Genomic DNA, 13,989 nt, shown 5'->3' with positions numbered 1-13,989 from the left:
CCGGGCCCGGCGCCGGCGAGGCTCGGACGGCGAGGCTCAGACGAGCGTGAAGGGGGCCGCGGAGATCACCGAGGTGACCGGCAGCGGTTCGTAGATGTGCGGGAAGGCCTGCGGCGAGTCGGCGGGGACCTCCAGACGTACGTCCAGGCCGGCGGGGTCGATGGTCAGCAGCACGAGCGGGTCGGTGACGTCGCGGTAGAAACGCTCTACGACCCCGCGCAGCTGGTCATGGTCGGCGCAGGCGTGGATGAAGCCCTCCTGTTCGAGGGTGCGGCCGAGGGTGGAGACGCGATACTCCCCCTCCGCCCGGGCGGCCTCCCAGTCGGCGGCCAGGGCCAGGTGCAGGATGGTCATACGGTGAGGGCCTCCACGGCGCGGTCGACGTCGTCGACGGTGGTGGACGGACGGAAGGACGCGCGGACCTTTGCCGTCGGTACGGCTGGCGCGCCGGTCGCCCGGGACGCGTCGCGGATCGTCGAAGGCGGAACGCGGGTCGGGCCGTGGCCGGCGGTGTCGAGCCGGCCGGGTTGGGGCTCCCACAGCGTCCGCGCCTGCGAAAGATCCATGACCGTAACCTTACGGCGTGCCGGTCGGCGGTGGCGCCCCATGTCGCGCGGGTTCCCGCCGTCCGCCACGATCAGGGAGTCAGCGACGGGCTCGCCACTCCCGCTGCAAGATCGCGTAGATCACTTCGTCGGTCCACTCGCCCTTGACCATCTCGTTTTCCACCAGATGAGCCTCGCGGCGCATCCCCAGGCGCTCCAGCACCCGGGCCGAGGCGTCATTGCGGCCGTCCAGACGGCCGGTGATCCGGTGCAGGTCCAGGCCGTTGAAGCCCAGCTCCAGCAAGACCTCACCTACTTCGGTGGCATAGCCCTTGCCGTGGTGGCCGGGGTGGAAGATGTAGCCGATCTCTCCGCTGCGGTGCAGGCTGCTGTGCCACAGCAGCACCCCGTCGCCGATCAGCTCGCCAGTGGCGGCCAGCTCCACCGCCAAGCCCAGTGCCTGCCCCTCTTCCCGCAACGTCGATTGACTGATCTTCTTTTCCAGCGCCTGCCTGGCCTGCTCGATGTCGCGAGGCTCCCAGTACAGGTAGCGGGCCACCTCGGGCAGTGAGTGGATGGCGTGCAGGGCCTGCGCATCGTCGGGGGTGAAGGGGCGCAGGATCAGACGGTCGGTGCGAATGGGATACGAGGGCGTGAGCATCGGGTCAGCCTAAGACAGCCCGAAGACGGCGGGCCACGCGTTTTCCCGGGCCTGCCGGAGCGTGTTCGGTCCCGTGTGATCTGCCCCGATGCGTGACCCGCTCCATCACAGGTCGCGTGTCTCGGCCGGTGGTTCTTCCCGCGGGTAATGAACGGATCGAAGCGAGATAAAAACCCCGCCAGGCCACGCGAAAAGCGTTTTCTGGCATGGGTGACGGGCAGACGGGATGCACCACCACATCCCGTGGCGATCGTCAGCCGTGATCGCCTTCGACCGATCGATCACACTCCGGTCGTGTTCCCGTTCCATCACATGGGTGAAAGGGCCGTTTCGTCGCGCCGGAATCGATTCCGGCATCCGGCGGCCAGACCCGTCAAATGGAGTGCGGAACGCCGGTGTCGCGGTCGCCGATCGGGCGGCGGCTAACTCATCCACCGGCGAGGAGGACACCGTGTGCGAAGCCATTGCGACGATCCCGCTCATGATCGTTCGCCGGGGCGGGGTCCGTGCGGCCGGACCACGGCGATGAAAGCCGTGCCCGCGCGCAGGCGGACGGCATCCGCTGAGCTCACCATAGGGATGGAGGAGGAGTTCATCCTCATCGATCCCCGCAGCGGGCAGGGGCTTCCCCTCGCCGAGGAGATACTGCGGCGCATCGATGGGCCGATCGCCGACCGAGTGGTGCCGGAGCTGGCGAAATTTCAGATCGAGACCAACAGCACCGTCCACACCGATCTGCGTCACCTGGCCCACGACCTGCTGCGGTTGCGCGAGGCCGTGGCCGTCGCGGCCACCGACGCCGGACTGGGGCTGGCCGCCTGCGGCGTCTGCCTGACCGGTGTCGGCACGCCGCCGTTGACCTCCTGCCCTCGCTACCTGGCCATGCATCGGCACTTCCGGGCGCTGCTGGACGGCCAGGGAGTGTGCGGCTGCCATGTCCACATCGGCATCGCCGATCGCGAGGAGGCGATCCAGGTCAGCAATCACGTGCGGCCCTGGCTTCCGCTGTTGCAGTCTCTGACCTGCAACTCCCCCATCTGCGATGGAAGGGACACCGGATACGCCAGCTGGCGGGCGATCCTGTGGGCCCGCTGGCCCAGCGCCGGCCCGCCGCCCTTCTTCTCCTCGGCCGCGCATTACGACGCCCTGGTCGAGGCCCTGCAGACCAGCGGGATCATCCTGGACCGCGGCATGGTCTACTGGCTGATCCGCCTGTCCGGTCACCTGCCGACTCTGGAGTTTCGCACCGCCGACACCTGCGCCACGGTGGAGGAGGCCACGGTGCTGGCCGGGCTGATCCGGGCCCTGGCCGCCACCGCCTTGGCGGATGTGCGCGAAGGCGTCCCCGCGCCCCAGGTCGATCAGACGCTGCTGTGCGCCGCTTACTGGAGGGCGGCGCGCGACGGCATGGAAGGCGACTGCTTCGACCCGCTGTCCGGGCGCCGGATGCCGGCCTGGGAGCTGGCCGGACGGCTGTTGAGGCACGTGCGCCGCGCTCTGGAAGACAGCGGCGACCTGGCCCTGGTGAGCGCCGGGCTGAGCCGTCTACACCAGCGCGGCACCGGGGCCGCGCGCCAGCGCGCCGCCTATCACCGCCGCCGTCAACTGTCCGACGTGGCTCAACTGCTCATCGGCCAGACCCGGGAAGCCGTCCCCGACTTCTTCCACGGTCACCGTGCCCCGCTGCGGCTGGTGCCCGCCCGCCGCCTTCCCGATCGATGACGCGGTCGCACGCCCGATGACCGGCGGCACCCGTCCCGTCCTCCCCCGGGGGGCCGGTCGGGGTTCGCCTCCGATCGAAGACGGCGTGCCGGCATTCGCTCGGGGCATGAGCGCCCGACATTCATTTCCTTGACTGCGGTAATCGTTCATGGCAGCCTGACGTCCGCCTTTCCGGGTCGCGGGAATTTCGCGGGCGGCATTCCCGCGGCCCGGCGGGGCTGTTTCGGGGGCAATGGGCCGAAATTTCGCGGGCGGTAAAACTCCTAGGGGTGCGAATGAGGAAAGTAGTCCTGAAAATGGACGTCTCTCTCGACGGGTTCGTCGGAGCGCCGGGTGGAGAGGTGGACTGGATCTTTCGTGACTTCGACGACGAGCTGAGGGCCTGGATCGTCGAGGTGCTGTGGCAGGCGGGCACGCACATCATGGGACGGGTCACCTATCACGACATGGCGGCCTATTGGCCATCTTCGACAGAGGAGTTCGCTCCCCCGATGAACGAGCTGCCCAAAGTGGTCTTCTCCACGACCCTCAAGGAGGCCGCCTGGAACGATTCGCGGGTGGCCGACGGCGACCTCGCCGAGGAGATCTCCCGGCTGAGGCGACAGCCCGGCAACGACATCCTGGCGCACGGAGGCGCGCAGTTCGCACAGTCGCTGTCGAAGCTCGGTCTCATCGACGAATACCGGCTGATCGTCCACCCGGTCGCGCTGGGAAGCGGGCTGCCGCTGTTCGCCCAGGCGATCGACCTGAAACTCGTCGGCTCCCGGACGTTCGGTTCCGGAGCCGTCGCGCTGACCTACGAACGCGCCTGACCCTCCGCCGTCTCGGGCTCACCCGAGCCGGCGATCGACAGGACCCGGGCGAGCAGGGCGTGCCCCTCCCGGGTCGAGCGCGGGCGCTGCTCCACCAGCCGTTCCAGCCACCAGCCGTTCAACAGCACCGTGACCAGGCGCACGTCGGCCGGAGCCAGGCCGTACCCGGCCGATTGCAGCGCGCCGGTGAGGATCTCGTCGCAGCCGTCGGTCCAGGCGCGTGCCACCCGCTGCAGCGCGGGGTCACGACCGGCCTGCAAGTACAGCTCCCACAGGCCGAGCTGGCGCGGACGGTCGGCCTCCACCGCGCCCAGCAGCGCGCCGAGCGGATCGGGACCGCCGGCCGCCTCGCGCAGCGCCGCCAGTTCCCCGTCCACCAGCAGCGCGAAGGCCTCGGCCACGAGTTCCTCACGCGAGGTGAAGTAGTAGGTCGTGGCGGCCAGCGGAAGCCGGGCGCGCCGGGCGACCGACCGGTGGGTGACCGCGACGAAGCCGCCCTCGTGCAGCAGCTCCACCGCGGCCGCCAGCAGCGCTTCGCGGCGCAGCCTCCCCCGCTCCTGGGCCGGAGACCGTCCCGGCCGCCGGGCGCTTTCCGCGGTGGCATCCGCGGCGCTGTCCGCGGCGCTGTCCGGGACGCTGTTCGAGGCAGTGGTCGAGGCAGTGCCCGAAGCGGTGCCCGAAGCGGTGCTCAATGAGTGCCACCCGCGAGGTTGAGCACCAGCACCCCGCCGATGATGAGCACGATGCCGGCGACCTTGGCCAGGGTGAGCGTCTCGCCGAGGAACAGCACGCCGATCGCGGCGATCGCGGCGGTGCCCGCCCCGGCCCATACGGCGTAGGCCGTCCCCATCTCCATCTGCAGCTTCAGAGCCTGGGCCAGCAGGATGAACGCCGCGCCGTAGCCGGCCACGACGGCAAGAGCCCAGCCCTTGTGGGCGAAGCCGTCACTGAGTTTCAACGCGGTGGTCGCCACCACCTCGGCGAGGATCGCCCCTGCCAGAACCAGCCACGCCATGACACGCCCTCCAAAAACCGGTACGGACGTACCAGTTTACCGGGTGAGGCGTTCCAGCATTCGCGGGTGGTCGGCCAGCGCGGTGGCGAGCGTGTCGGTCACCAGCGGTCCGTAGGCGTCACGATCCACGCTCGACCAGTCGATGGGACCGTACGGCGGCTGCGGGTCGTACTCGATCATCAGCTGGACGGTCCGGGCCGCCTGCTCTCCCGCCAGCCGCCCGACCAACCGCAGCGCCATGTCGATGCCCGCCGACACCCCCGCCGCGGTGATGAACGGGCCGTCTTCCACGACGCGCTCACTGACCGGGTCGGCGCCGAGCCTCCCCAGCAGTTGCAAGGTCGCCCAGTGGGTGGTGGCGCGGCGGCCCTCCAGCAGGCCGGCGGCGCCCAGCAGCAGCGAGCCGGTGCACACCGAACCGATGACCTGGGCGCCGGCGGCGGCGGTGCGGATGCGCTCCAGCAGGCGCTCGTCGGTCATCACGAGGTACGTCGGCTCGGTACCGCCCGGCACGATCACCGCATACGGTTCGGCGACCTGGTCGAAGGTGTGGCTGGCGACCAACTGCAGCGGGGTGTCGGTGTCGAACGCCCCGAGGGTCTCGGCGGCCACCACCACTCGGTAGTCGGGGTTGAACGCGGCGAACACCGACATCACCTGGAGCGGGCCGACCAGGTCCAGCGGGGTGATCCCGGGATAGAGCACGAACGCGATGGTCTTCATATCTCTCCTTCGAGCTTTCGAGCTTTCGAGCTTTCGAACCTTCGGGTTTGAGTCTTCAGGTCTTCGACCCCGGGCCTTCGGGCCCCGAGCTCTCGGAACCGGGGTGGCGAGCCCTCGGTCGCGCTGCTCTCACCGTCGCCTAGACGGCGCGCGTGCGCCAAGCAGCCCACCCAGGCATGTCCGATTTCCTGCCCTCCCTGTCTTCCGGACAGGGAGGGCCGGCCTTCTCCCGGCGAGTAGGGTCGGTGCCGTGGACGCGCGCCTGTTCGTGATCGTTTCCTACCCCGACGCCGAACTGCTGGACATCTCCTGCGTCTCCGGCGCCCTGAACGCGGCCAACCAGCTGCGGGCCGGCCCGCCGTACCGGATCCGGCTGGCCAGCGCGGCCGGCCGGGACGTCACCTGCCGCTCCGGGCTGGTGTTGCGCGGACAGGAGAGGCTGGAGCGGCTCAGGGGTCCACTGGACACGCTGCTGGTCGCCGGCGGCCACGGCTACGAGGCGGCCTCCGCCGACCCCCGTCTGGTGGGTCACGTGCGGCGGCTGGCCCTGGAAAGCCGCCGGGTGGCGTCGGTGTGCACCGGGGCCGGCGTGCTGGCCGCGACCGGATTGCTGGACGGCCGCCGCGTCACCACCCACTGGGCCTACGCCGAGACGATCGCCGAGCGGTATCCGAAGGTGACGGTGGACCCGGCGCCGATCTACATCCGCGACGGGCGCTTTTGCACCGCGGCCGGGGTGACCAGCGCGCTGGACATGACGCTGGCGCTGATCGAGGACGACCACGGCGCGGAGTTGGCCCGGCAGGTGGCGCGCGGGCTGGTGACCTACCTGCAGCGGCCCGGCGACCAGCGGCAGATGAGCATGTTCGTGGCCGGGCCTGCGCCCGAGCACGATCTGGTGCGCGCCCTGACCGGCTACGTCTGCGGCAACCTGGACGCCGACCTGTCGGCGGCGGCGCTGGCGCGGCGGGCAGGGGTCAGCGACCGTCACCTGGCCCGGCTGTTCGCCGAGCATCTGGGCCAGAGCCCCGCGCGCTTCGTGCGCGGTGCGCGGGCCGAGGCCGCGGCGCAACTGCTCGCCTCGACCTCCCTGCCGGTGGCGGTGGTGGCCCGCCGCTGCGGCTTCGGCTCGGCCGAGACGCTACGGCAGGCCTTCACCGACCGCTACGGCGTGCCGCCCGCCCGTTACCGCCAGAGCGCCGGTGCGGGCCGCTGACGTCCGGACGCGTCGTGTTCGACGACGCGTCCTCGTCCCGAATCGAGTGCTACCGGTTTGAATCGACCCGGCATTCGCGCAAGCGGTTCGAGGACGCTCTGGAGCACAGTCGGGAAGACGAATCACTGGCCGGCATAGCCGAAGACGACGCAGCCGGAGGACGGCGGCGCCTCGCCGCGAAGGGGCTCAAGCTCAACGTTGAGAGGTCAAACTAGCTGAATCGTAAATTCTCCGGGGCTCTGGAGGGGATGTGCCGGCCCTTAACACCACCTTGCCGGGGCGCCGCCCTCCGCATAGATAAATTAGGTCGAAAATGGATTATCAAGGATTACCCGGTGGTTTCAGGGCCGGGCGTGTACTCGGACGCCGACTCCTACCAAGGATCTTGCCTATCTCGCACCGGCGAGGCTGTGAAACCGTGACTCTTAGGCGACCTTTCTCTTGCACCGAAGACCATAGGCGCCGCTTAAGATGAAGGCTCGGATTTCCTTACCCTGGGAGGTGTCGGCAGACGGCAACGGATTTCGTCATCGTCATCAATGCAGGACAGGGGCTTGGCGATGAGTCCAGGGGCTGGCGAGGATGGAACCCGGCGTTCGGTGCGTGGGGTCGACAAAAGAATATGACTTCGACCTTCTCGACGTGAATGCGAGCGAAGGCGCCGTGCCTGACCCGCTGATTCATTCTCGGTTCCGTGGCCGGGTTCCCGGCGGTGGTCGCCGAAAATTCAACAGATATTCCCCTGAACTGCTCTGATGTGAGAGCGTCGCGGAGCAGGTGTGCCGGTTGGTGGACGCGACGCGCCGGACCGAGGATGTCACTGCCCTTGCCCGGGCGTTCCACATCGACTCTGGTCGGCGATATCCGTTGAATTTTCGGCGACTATCACCGGGTCCCCATTCAGACAGCAGTCCGGATCGTAGTCCTAGGTATCTGGTGAGGACTGTTCTTAAACAACCGAACCATCTGCTGTTTCGGAGGCAGTCATGAGAAACAAGGCCGTACTCGCATGCGCGCTGACCGCGTTCGCATCCATCGCCTTTTCTGCCGAGCAGTCTACGGAACCCGCCGCGATATCCGCAGGTATGCGAACCGACATGCGCCCGGCTTCATGGCCTCTGCCGGCTTCACCTCCTCCCCCGAAGACTCCAGAACCTTCGGAGAGGGAACACGAGGATACACACTCGCCGACCATGCCAACTCCGACCATAACAGACTCAATAATAACGGACTCACCCATAACGGACCCGCCCACAATAGAGCCACCTATAAAGGAAAAGCCCTACGTACCCCCGCCCAGAGATACGGAGCAACAGGAAGCTCCTGCCAGGCCACGGCCGATCACATCTCATCCGCGAGATTCCGAGCCGTTCGGCCCCGCGTGCTCCGCTCTGTCCAACACCGGCGATGGCCGCTTCGCCGCTATGGCCAAAGAGCCCTTGGTAACCGCCATCTCCAGCAATCCCAACCTGATGAGCATGGTGTCGGCCATTTCGAGGGCTCAGATGGCCGACAGACTGGACATGGCCAGAGATGTCACTCTGTTCGCGCCCGTGAACGACGCGTTCAAAAAGATCCCAGCAGGCCAGCTAAACCAGGACTTCGCCGATCGAGACAAACTGACCGGGATCGTCTCCTACCACGTCGCGCTGGGACGCCGTTCTCCGTCCGACCTCTCCGACGCCGTGCTCCCCACGGTCCAGGGCGACAAACTCACGGTCAAGGGCTCGGGTGACACCTACACGGTGAACGAGGCCAAGGTGCTGTGCGGAAACATCCAGACCGCCAACGCCACGGTCTACTTCATCGACACCGTCCTGGAACCGAAGTAGTCACAAGGCATGCCTCTGACGGCTAAGGCGTCCTCCTGATAGGAAATAAACTCAGGGTTCCCGAGCGCCTCCTCGGCGAGTTCCCCGATCTGCCCGACGGCGAGGGCGCGGTGCAGGAGGAAGGCGTGTAGACCGGGGTGGACCTGCCAGTAGGCGCGCCCCGCCTGGCGTACTCGCGCGCAGGTCCGCGCCCTTAAGGATCTTTGGCGTACGGGGAGCGAGGTCGCCCAGGTGGGCGTTGACCGATCTACTTCGCATCGCGCTCGGCTGGGCTGGTCAGCACCGCCGTACGAAGGAGGCCAGATCGGCGAGCAACCGGTCGGCCCCGTCGTGGTGCCCGAGCTCGGACAGTACGCCGTGGAAGAGGTCGTCGTAGTGGTGTTCCTCGGTCGGGACGCCGTCCTGCCGCAGGCGCGCGGCGTAGCGGCGGCCGTCGTCGCGCAGTGGGTCGTGCTCGACGGTGATCACGGTCGCGGGCGCGAGTCCCGCCAGCGAGGGTGCATGCAGCGGCGAGAGGTAGGGGTCGTCGGGCGAAGCGCCGGTGCACAGCTGGGTATCGTAGAAGGCGCGCAGCGTCGCGGTGCTGAGCAGCGGAGTGACGGGGCGCTCCCGTAGGGACGGTGAGCCCTGCAGAGCGTCGAGGCTGGGGTGGATCAGTAACTGCCCGGCTAGTAGCGGCCAGCGCTGGTTCCTGGTGTGCAGGGCCACGGCCGCGGCCAGGTTCCCGCCCGCGCCCTCTCCGCCGACCAGGATCCGCGCGGGATCGGCGCCGAGCTCGGCCGCGTGGTCGATGACCCATTCCAGGACCGCCACCGCGTCGTGGAAGCCTGCGGGGTGGGGATGCTCGGGCACGGTCCGGTACGCCACCGCCAGTACCAGCAGATCAGCCATGGCGGACAGCTGGCGGCACAGGAGGCCGGCCTGATCGATGCCGCCGGACATGTACCCGCTGGCGGGAAAGTACACGAGCAGCGCTGTGCCTGCTCTGGGCCGGTGAAGGCGCGCGTGCAGGAACCCGGCCGCGCCACGCAACCGCATGTCGGCGAAAGAGACCATGCAGCAGAGGTCGGCATCAGGTCGGTGGTGAAGAGAAAGGCCGAGCACGCATCACCGTCGTGCGTCCGCCGCATCAACAGAACCTGAGCGCAGAGAACCCGAGCGGATGAAGGAGCCCACCTGCTCGATGGCGTCGGCCGCTTCCGGGAGGAAGGACCAGTACAGGTGGAAGATGTGGGACGAGGCCGGGTAGAGCTGGAGCTTGGCGTCGACGCCGTGGCTCTGGGCGCGGGCGACCAGGCGCTGAGCGCCGCAGGTCAATGGGTCGCCAACTCCTGCCTGAACAAGAATTGGCGGCAGGCCGGTCAGGTCTGCGGCCATCGGGTTGAGCGCGGGGTCGTCGCCCGGGTGCCTGTTGAGATAGGCCTCGATGAACCGGCGGAGCTGCGCGAACGGCAGATCGGTGGATGACTCGGCGTCCGGTTCCGCCGCGAACGGCGCCTCGGTGTCCGGGGTTGAGGAACCTGCGGACAGTACTTATCGCTGAGATTGATCTTGATGGCGATGTGGTCTTGATCGTTCCTGCTTAGGGCCTGGACTTCTGGCGTATTTGCGTCTGTTACCTGGAGATAAGTGGCGGGGTTTACGGTCTTGGCCCATGCCTGCGGAGTTCTTGTCTGATGAGCAGCGGACCGCGTACGGGAGCTTCGAGGAGTTGCCGTCGTTGTCGGATCTGGAGAAGTTCTTCTTCCTGGATGCGTTCGATCGGAACGTGATCGCTCAGTCGCGTCAGGATGCGCATCGTCTGGGGGTGGCGATCCAGATCGGGACGGTCCGTTACAAGGGGTTGTTCCTGACCGATCCCCTCGCCGTGCCGTGGCCGGTGGTCGACTACTTGGCCGAGCAGCTGGGGATCGCGGATCCGTCGCAGGTGAAGCGGTTCGGTATTCTCGATCCGATCGACGACACCTACCACCGGAAGCTGAACAAGCAGCTCACCGTGCAGGAATCCCGCCACCGCCTCGCCCGGAAGATCTGCCACGGAGGAGGCGGCCAGATCCGCCAGCCCTACCGCGAAGGCCAGGAGGACCGGCTCGCCGCGCTCGGCCTGGTCGTCAACGCTGTCGCGCTGTGGAACAGCCGCTATCTATCTGCCGCCGTCGACCAGCTCCGCGCCCAGGGCGTGCCCATCAAGGACGAGGATGTCGCCCGACTCAGCCCTCTGGGCCACGCCCACATCAACTTCCTGGGCCGCTACGCCATCACCGCCTCCGCCCCGCCCGAGGGCCTCCGCGCCCTCGGGCAGATCCCCGACCTTCCCGACGGTGAGGGCGCAGTGGAGGAGGGAGGCGTGTAGCCCTCCGGCTTTGCGGCGCGGGCGGCTTTGGTCCTGCCCGGAACCGGCTACCTGACCCTGACATCGCATCCGGTGAAATTGCCGCCGGTTCTTGGAGCGGTACGGCGAGCCGGGCTTGCTGTCACATGTGGTGACGCCGGCATCTGAGCGGACAGCTCTGGGCTGATGGCGGAACGAGGGCAACGACTCTCGCCTTGAGGCTGGCGCGCGTGGTCAGGTCGTAGCGGTCGAAGGAGTCGCCGTCGCTACCAGCGGAGCGCGCGGCAGGTGCTCGGTGCAGAAGCAGCTCTCCGACCAGACCAGCAGGGCGATCCCCAGATGGGGCACTCATATCTGCGAGCCGAGCCAGACGGTCAGATGCAGGTTGGCGAACTCGGCACCCGGATCGCCAGCCAGGAGTGCACCATCCAGTTGATCTCGAGGCCGGAGTAGGCCTCGCTCCGGCCGCCCGGTCCCTCCGGATCGTTGCCGTAGTGGTCGCGGGCCAGCTCGAACCTCGCGTCGATCTTCGAGCGTTCCTTCATGTCGTTGCCTCCGACTCTCGTTCCCGATAGAGAAACAGCGTTTCTAGAGTTCGGATCTCGCGACAGTAGAGGAAATGTCTAGGGACACCCCTGACTGCCTATCCCGTGATCGTCCGGTGGCAGGAGGGGGATGTCGGCTCGATAGAGGCTGAGGAGCAATCCGTAGGCCTCGGTTCCGCGCTCTGGGGTCTCGCGTTGTTCGTGGTCGAAGGTTTCGAGCCGTTCGGCCAGTGCGCGGGCCTCGTCAGGGGCGAGCCAGAGATGATACAGCACAGTGTGGCCGGGGTCGCCGGGACGGACGGGCGCCATCTCCGCCAGGGCCGCGTCGTAGAGGAACCTGGCCCCGGTCTCTTCATCCAGCCGGAATCCCCTGTTGATCAGTTCGAAGCGCTGTTCGGTGCCGCCCCGCACCCGCCGGGTGCTCGCGAGCCGGACGAGCCCGGCCTCGCGCAGGATACGGACGTGATAGCCGACCGTCCCCTTAGTGGACCCCAGCGCCGCCGTCAGTTCGCCCAAGGTGGCGGGACGCTGGCGCAGCAAGTTCACCATGCTGTGGCGGATCGGGTGCCCGAGCGCCTTGTGCTGCGCGGATGAGCGCAGTGCGAGGAGCGGCTCATCTGTCATGACGTAAGTGTCTACGATATTCGAGGCTTTTGACAAATCGCCCACGCCGTTGGCAAACTGCCCGGCATCAAAGCGTCAAATAATCTAGATACTTGGACCTTCATGCCTCTGTCAACGGCATTCATCGCAACCGAGCGCCCCGAGCGCTACGTCAAACAGCTGATCTCCCACATGGGCCACAAGGCCGACGCCAAGCACACTGGCGTCGGTAGAGGAACGATCGCCTTCCGCTCCGGCACCTGCTCGCTGGTCTCCTCCGCGCAAAAGCTCATCCTGATCGCCGCCGCCGCCGACCTTGACTCGCTGAACGGCGTGCAGGACGTCATCGCCCGACACCTCCTGCGCTTCGCCACCCAGGAGGAGCTCCACCTCACTTGGAGCGATCCAAAACCCGGCGATGCCGTCGAGATCGTCGCTCCGGTCGTCGACGACTACCTGCGGGCGCACTGCACCCCGCCCGGCGAGCTGCTGGACAAGCTGGCGGAGACCACGCGGGAAGCCACGGGGCGCGCCGCCGGAATGCAGGTCGCGGCCGACGAGGGGGCGCTGCTGCAGATGCTGGTCCGCCTCTCGGGCGCACGCCGGGCCATCGAGGTCGGCGTGTTCACCGGGTACTCGTCGTTGTGCATCGCTCGGGCGCTGCCCGCCGACGGCTACCTGCTCGCCTGTGACGTGAGCAGCGAATGGACCGCCATCGCCAGACCGTACTGGGAGCGCGCCGGCGTCGACGACCGCATCGACCTCAAGATCGGCCCGGCCCTGGACACGCTCCGGGCGCTGCCCGAGGAGCCGGCCTTCGACTTCGCCTTCATCGACGCCGACAAGGGCAACTACCCCGGCTATTACCAGGAGATCGTGCCGAGGCTCGTGCCCGGCGGGCTGCTCGTGCTCGACAACGTGTTACTGGGTGGCAGGGTGCTCGACCCGGCCTTCCAGGGCGACGACCATCGGGCGATGCGGCGTGTGAACGAGACTCTGGCCCATGACGAGCGGCTGGACGTGGTCATGCTGCCCGTCCGCGACGGCGTCACCCTGGCCAGGAAGCGCTAACCCGATTTCAGAACGAAGCATTCCGTTCTGCCGGGCTTTTCCCTGTTGGCAACCTCTAAGAGGAGTTCTCATGTACCTGGTTACCGGTGCCACCGCCCACTTCGGGCGTCAGGCCGTCGAAGCACTGCACACCGCGGGCCACCCGGTCCGGGCATTGACCCGCAACCCGGAGCGGGCCGGTCTGCCGCAGGGCGTCGAGCTGGCCCAGGCCGACCTCACCAAGCCGGAAACCCTTCCCGCTGCCCTCGAAGGCGTGCGGGCGATCCTGCTGGTCCTGCAGTACGGCATGGACCCGGCGCCGCTCCTGACCGCAGCCCGCGAGGCCGGGGTCGGGCGGATCGTCTTCCTGTCCTCGGGCGCGGTGGTGGACGGCGTCGACGTCCAGCCGGACGTGATCGCCCAGTATCACCATGACGTGGAGCGGGCCGTGCGCGAGTCCGGCCTGGAGTGGACGATCCTGCGGCTGCTCTTCCCTGCGATCAACTCGCTGACCTTCGCCATGCAGTTGGCCGGCGGCCACGTGATCCGCGCGCCGTACATCAAGGCGTCCTTCAGTGCGATCCACGAGCTGGACGTCGCGGACGTGGCGGTCGCGACGCTGACCGCCGGCGGCCACGCCGGCCAGACCTACACCCTGACCGGGCCCGAGTCGCTCACGCAGGACGACCAGGTCCGCATCCTCGGCGAGGCGCTCAGCCGCCCGCTCACCACCGAGGATCTCGACCCGGAGCCAGTGCTCCAGCAGATGAGCGCCTTCATGGACCCCGCCTTCCTGGGTGCGCTGTTCGGCCTCATGGCGGCCACCGTCGGCAAGCCCGCCGAGGTCAACGACACCGTCGAGCGCATCACCGGCCACCGCCCCCGCACGTATGCGCAGTGGGCCGCCGACCATGCCGACGACTTCTAACCAAA

17 protein-coding genes are annotated in these 13,989 nt (G+C 67.9%); 7 read left to right on the top strand and 10 right to left on the bottom strand.

Going from position 1 to position 13,989, the window contains the following annotated elements:
* Positions 1 to 36 precede the first annotated feature (36 nt).
* The 3 genes from ACQPYK_RS25915 to ACQPYK_RS25905 all read right to left on the bottom strand — a co-directional run bounded on the left by ACQPYK_RS25915 (position 37) and on the right by ACQPYK_RS25905 (position 1,206).
* A complete protein-coding gene (locus tag ACQPYK_RS25915) occupies positions 37 to 354 on the bottom strand; it encodes a DUF952 domain-containing protein (RefSeq protein ID WP_433235772.1) in 318 nt (105 codons plus the stop codon).
* On the bottom strand, positions 351 to 566 hold the full coding sequence (locus ACQPYK_RS25910) for a hypothetical protein (RefSeq protein ID WP_433235769.1): 216 nt from the start codon (positions 564 to 566) through the stop codon (positions 351 to 353). Before ACQPYK_RS25910 ends, ACQPYK_RS25915 begins: the two co-directional genes overlap by 4 nt.
* A gap of 79 nt (positions 567 to 645) precedes the next feature.
* A complete protein-coding gene (locus tag ACQPYK_RS25905) occupies positions 646 to 1,206 on the bottom strand; it encodes a GNAT family N-acetyltransferase (RefSeq protein WP_433235766.1) in 561 nt (186 codons plus the stop codon).
* 525 nt (positions 1,207 to 1,731) lie between these two features.
* On the opposite strand from ACQPYK_RS25905, the gene ACQPYK_RS25900 reads away from it, so the two are divergent.
* Both ACQPYK_RS25900 and ACQPYK_RS25895 read left to right on the top strand, forming a co-directional pair.
* Positions 1,732 to 2,928 carry a carboxylate-amine ligase gene (locus ACQPYK_RS25900; protein ID WP_433235763.1) on the top strand — a complete coding sequence of 399 codons (1,197 nt, stop codon included), beginning with the start codon at positions 1,732 to 1,734 and terminating at the stop codon, positions 2,926 to 2,928.
* Between the two features lie 275 nt (positions 2,929 to 3,203).
* Positions 3,204 to 3,740 (top strand): dihydrofolate reductase family protein, encoded by a 537-nt coding sequence (locus ACQPYK_RS25895; RefSeq protein WP_433235760.1) that lies wholly within the window; start codon positions 3,204 to 3,206, stop codon positions 3,738 to 3,740.
* Here the strand turns inward: ACQPYK_RS25895 and ACQPYK_RS25890 are convergent.
* The 3 genes from ACQPYK_RS25890 to ACQPYK_RS25880 are packed head-to-tail and all read right to left on the bottom strand — an operon-like array spanning position 3,725 to position 5,478.
* Positions 3,725 to 4,432, bottom strand: coding sequence for a TetR/AcrR family transcriptional regulator (locus tag ACQPYK_RS25890; RefSeq protein ID WP_433235757.1), 708 nt, complete (start codon positions 4,430 to 4,432; stop codon positions 3,725 to 3,727). The two genes, ACQPYK_RS25895 and ACQPYK_RS25890, sit on opposite strands and share 16 nt — an antisense overlap.
* Complete coding sequence (locus ACQPYK_RS25885) at positions 4,429 to 4,755, bottom strand: DMT family transporter (RefSeq protein WP_433235754.1); 327 nt, start codon at positions 4,753 to 4,755, stop codon at positions 4,429 to 4,431. The genes ACQPYK_RS25890 and ACQPYK_RS25885 overlap by 4 nt, the downstream gene beginning before the upstream one ends.
* Before the next feature lie 36 nt (positions 4,756 to 4,791).
* Positions 4,792 to 5,478 (bottom strand): DJ-1/PfpI family protein, encoded by a 687-nt coding sequence (locus ACQPYK_RS25880; protein WP_433235750.1) that lies wholly within the window; start codon positions 5,476 to 5,478, stop codon positions 4,792 to 4,794.
* Positions 5,479 to 5,728: 250 nt separating this feature from the next.
* Here ACQPYK_RS25880 and ACQPYK_RS25875 point away from each other — a divergent pair, with 250 nt between their 5' ends.
* Both ACQPYK_RS25875 and ACQPYK_RS25870 read left to right on the top strand, forming a co-directional pair.
* The gene (locus ACQPYK_RS25875) at positions 5,729 to 6,694 is read left to right on the top strand and encodes a GlxA family transcriptional regulator (protein ID WP_433235747.1); all 966 of its coding nucleotides are present in this window, start codon (positions 5,729 to 5,731) and stop codon (positions 6,692 to 6,694) included.
* 986 nt (positions 6,695 to 7,680) lie between these two features.
* Positions 7,681 to 8,526 carry a fasciclin domain-containing protein gene (locus tag ACQPYK_RS25870; protein WP_433235744.1) on the top strand — a complete coding sequence of 282 codons (846 nt, stop codon included), beginning with the start codon at positions 7,681 to 7,683 and terminating at the stop codon, positions 8,524 to 8,526.
* Between the two features lie 276 nt (positions 8,527 to 8,802).
* Here ACQPYK_RS25870 and ACQPYK_RS25865 read toward each other — a convergent pair whose 3' ends face one another.
* Together ACQPYK_RS25865 and ACQPYK_RS25860 are read right to left on the bottom strand one after the other, a co-directional pair.
* Entirely contained in the window at positions 8,803 to 9,582 is a 780-nt protein-coding gene (locus tag ACQPYK_RS25865; RefSeq protein WP_433235740.1) for an alpha/beta hydrolase, read from the bottom strand.
* 51 nt (positions 9,583 to 9,633) lie between these two features.
* Positions 9,634 to 9,981: an alpha/beta hydrolase gene (locus tag ACQPYK_RS25860; protein WP_433258911.1), complete on the bottom strand. Its 348-nt coding sequence runs from the start codon at positions 9,979 to 9,981 to the stop codon at positions 9,634 to 9,636.
* Positions 9,982 to 10,180: 199 nt separating this feature from the next.
* Between ACQPYK_RS25860 and ACQPYK_RS25855 the strand changes: the two genes are divergently transcribed.
* Positions 10,181 to 10,879: a Tn3 family transposase gene (locus tag ACQPYK_RS25855; RefSeq protein ID WP_433235737.1), complete on the top strand. Its 699-nt coding sequence runs from the start codon at positions 10,181 to 10,183 to the stop codon at positions 10,877 to 10,879.
* 353 nt (positions 10,880 to 11,232) lie between these two features.
* On the opposite strand, the gene ACQPYK_RS25850 is transcribed toward ACQPYK_RS25855, so the two are convergent.
* Both ACQPYK_RS25850 and ACQPYK_RS25845 read right to left on the bottom strand, forming a co-directional pair.
* A complete protein-coding gene (locus ACQPYK_RS25850) occupies positions 11,233 to 11,403 on the bottom strand; it encodes a hypothetical protein (protein WP_433235734.1) in 171 nt (56 codons plus the stop codon).
* Between the two features lie 78 nt (positions 11,404 to 11,481).
* On the bottom strand, positions 11,482 to 12,027 hold the full coding sequence (locus tag ACQPYK_RS25845; RefSeq protein WP_433235731.1) for an ArsR/SmtB family transcription factor: 546 nt from the start codon (positions 12,025 to 12,027) through the stop codon (positions 11,482 to 11,484).
* 102 nt (positions 12,028 to 12,129) lie between these two features.
* On the opposite strand from ACQPYK_RS25845, the gene ACQPYK_RS25840 reads away from it, so the two are divergent.
* Positions 12,130 to 13,077: a DUF2218 domain-containing protein gene (locus ACQPYK_RS25840; protein ID WP_433235728.1), complete on the top strand. Its 948-nt coding sequence runs from the start codon at positions 12,130 to 12,132 to the stop codon at positions 13,075 to 13,077.
* Between the two features lie 70 nt (positions 13,078 to 13,147).
* Positions 13,148 to 13,984, top strand: coding sequence for an NAD(P)H-binding protein (locus tag ACQPYK_RS25835; RefSeq protein ID WP_433235725.1), 837 nt, complete (start codon positions 13,148 to 13,150; stop codon positions 13,982 to 13,984).
* The last annotated feature ends 5 nt before the right edge of the window (positions 13,985 to 13,989 follow it).

It is taken from the genome of Streptosporangium sp. CA-135522 (assembly GCF_050949235.1).
Classification (GTDB): Bacteria; Actinomycetota; Actinomycetes; order Streptosporangiales; family Streptosporangiaceae; genus Streptosporangium.
This window is presented reverse-complemented; position numbering and strand designations above follow the sequence as displayed.

What these genes read in the sequence shown, in the direction of transcription:
- ACQPYK_RS25900 (WP_433235763.1), top strand. Translation starts at nt 1,732, where the DNA reads ATGAAAGCCGTGCCCGCGCGCAGGCGGACGGCATCCGCTGAGCTCACC.
- ACQPYK_RS25915 (WP_433235772.1), bottom strand. Translation starts at nt 354, where the DNA reads ATGACCATCCTGCACCTGGCCCTGGCCGCCGACTGGGAGGCCGCCCGG.
- ACQPYK_RS25840 (WP_433235728.1), top strand. Translation starts at nt 12,130, where the DNA reads ATGCCTCTGTCAACGGCATTCATCGCAACCGAGCGCCCCGAGCGCTAC.
- ACQPYK_RS25845 (WP_433235731.1), bottom strand. Translation starts at nt 12,027, where the DNA reads ATGACAGATGAGCCGCTCCTCGCACTGCGCTCATCCGCGCAGCACAAG.
- ACQPYK_RS25905 (WP_433235766.1), bottom strand. Translation starts at nt 1,206, where the DNA reads ATGCTCACGCCCTCGTATCCCATTCGCACCGACCGTCTGATCCTGCGC.
- ACQPYK_RS25855 (WP_433235737.1), top strand. Translation starts at nt 10,181, where the DNA reads ATGCCTGCGGAGTTCTTGTCTGATGAGCAGCGGACCGCGTACGGGAGC.
- ACQPYK_RS25895 (WP_433235760.1), top strand. Translation starts at nt 3,204, where the DNA reads ATGAGGAAAGTAGTCCTGAAAATGGACGTCTCTCTCGACGGGTTCGTC.
- ACQPYK_RS25850 (WP_433235734.1), bottom strand. Translation starts at nt 11,403, where the DNA reads ATGAAGGAACGCTCGAAGATCGACGCGAGGTTCGAGCTGGCCCGCGAC.
- ACQPYK_RS25865 (WP_433235740.1), bottom strand. Translation starts at nt 9,582, where the DNA reads ATGGTCTCTTTCGCCGACATGCGGTTGCGTGGCGCGGCCGGGTTCCTG.
- ACQPYK_RS25835 (WP_433235725.1), top strand. Translation starts at nt 13,148, where the DNA reads ATGTACCTGGTTACCGGTGCCACCGCCCACTTCGGGCGTCAGGCCGTC.
- ACQPYK_RS25880 (WP_433235750.1), bottom strand. Translation starts at nt 5,478, where the DNA reads ATGAAGACCATCGCGTTCGTGCTCTATCCCGGGATCACCCCGCTGGAC.
- ACQPYK_RS25870 (WP_433235744.1), top strand. Translation starts at nt 7,681, where the DNA reads ATGAGAAACAAGGCCGTACTCGCATGCGCGCTGACCGCGTTCGCATCC.
- ACQPYK_RS25910 (WP_433235769.1), bottom strand. Translation starts at nt 566, where the DNA reads ATGGATCTTTCGCAGGCGCGGACGCTGTGGGAGCCCCAACCCGGCCGG.
- ACQPYK_RS25885 (WP_433235754.1), bottom strand. Translation starts at nt 4,755, where the DNA reads ATGGCGTGGCTGGTTCTGGCAGGGGCGATCCTCGCCGAGGTGGTGGCG.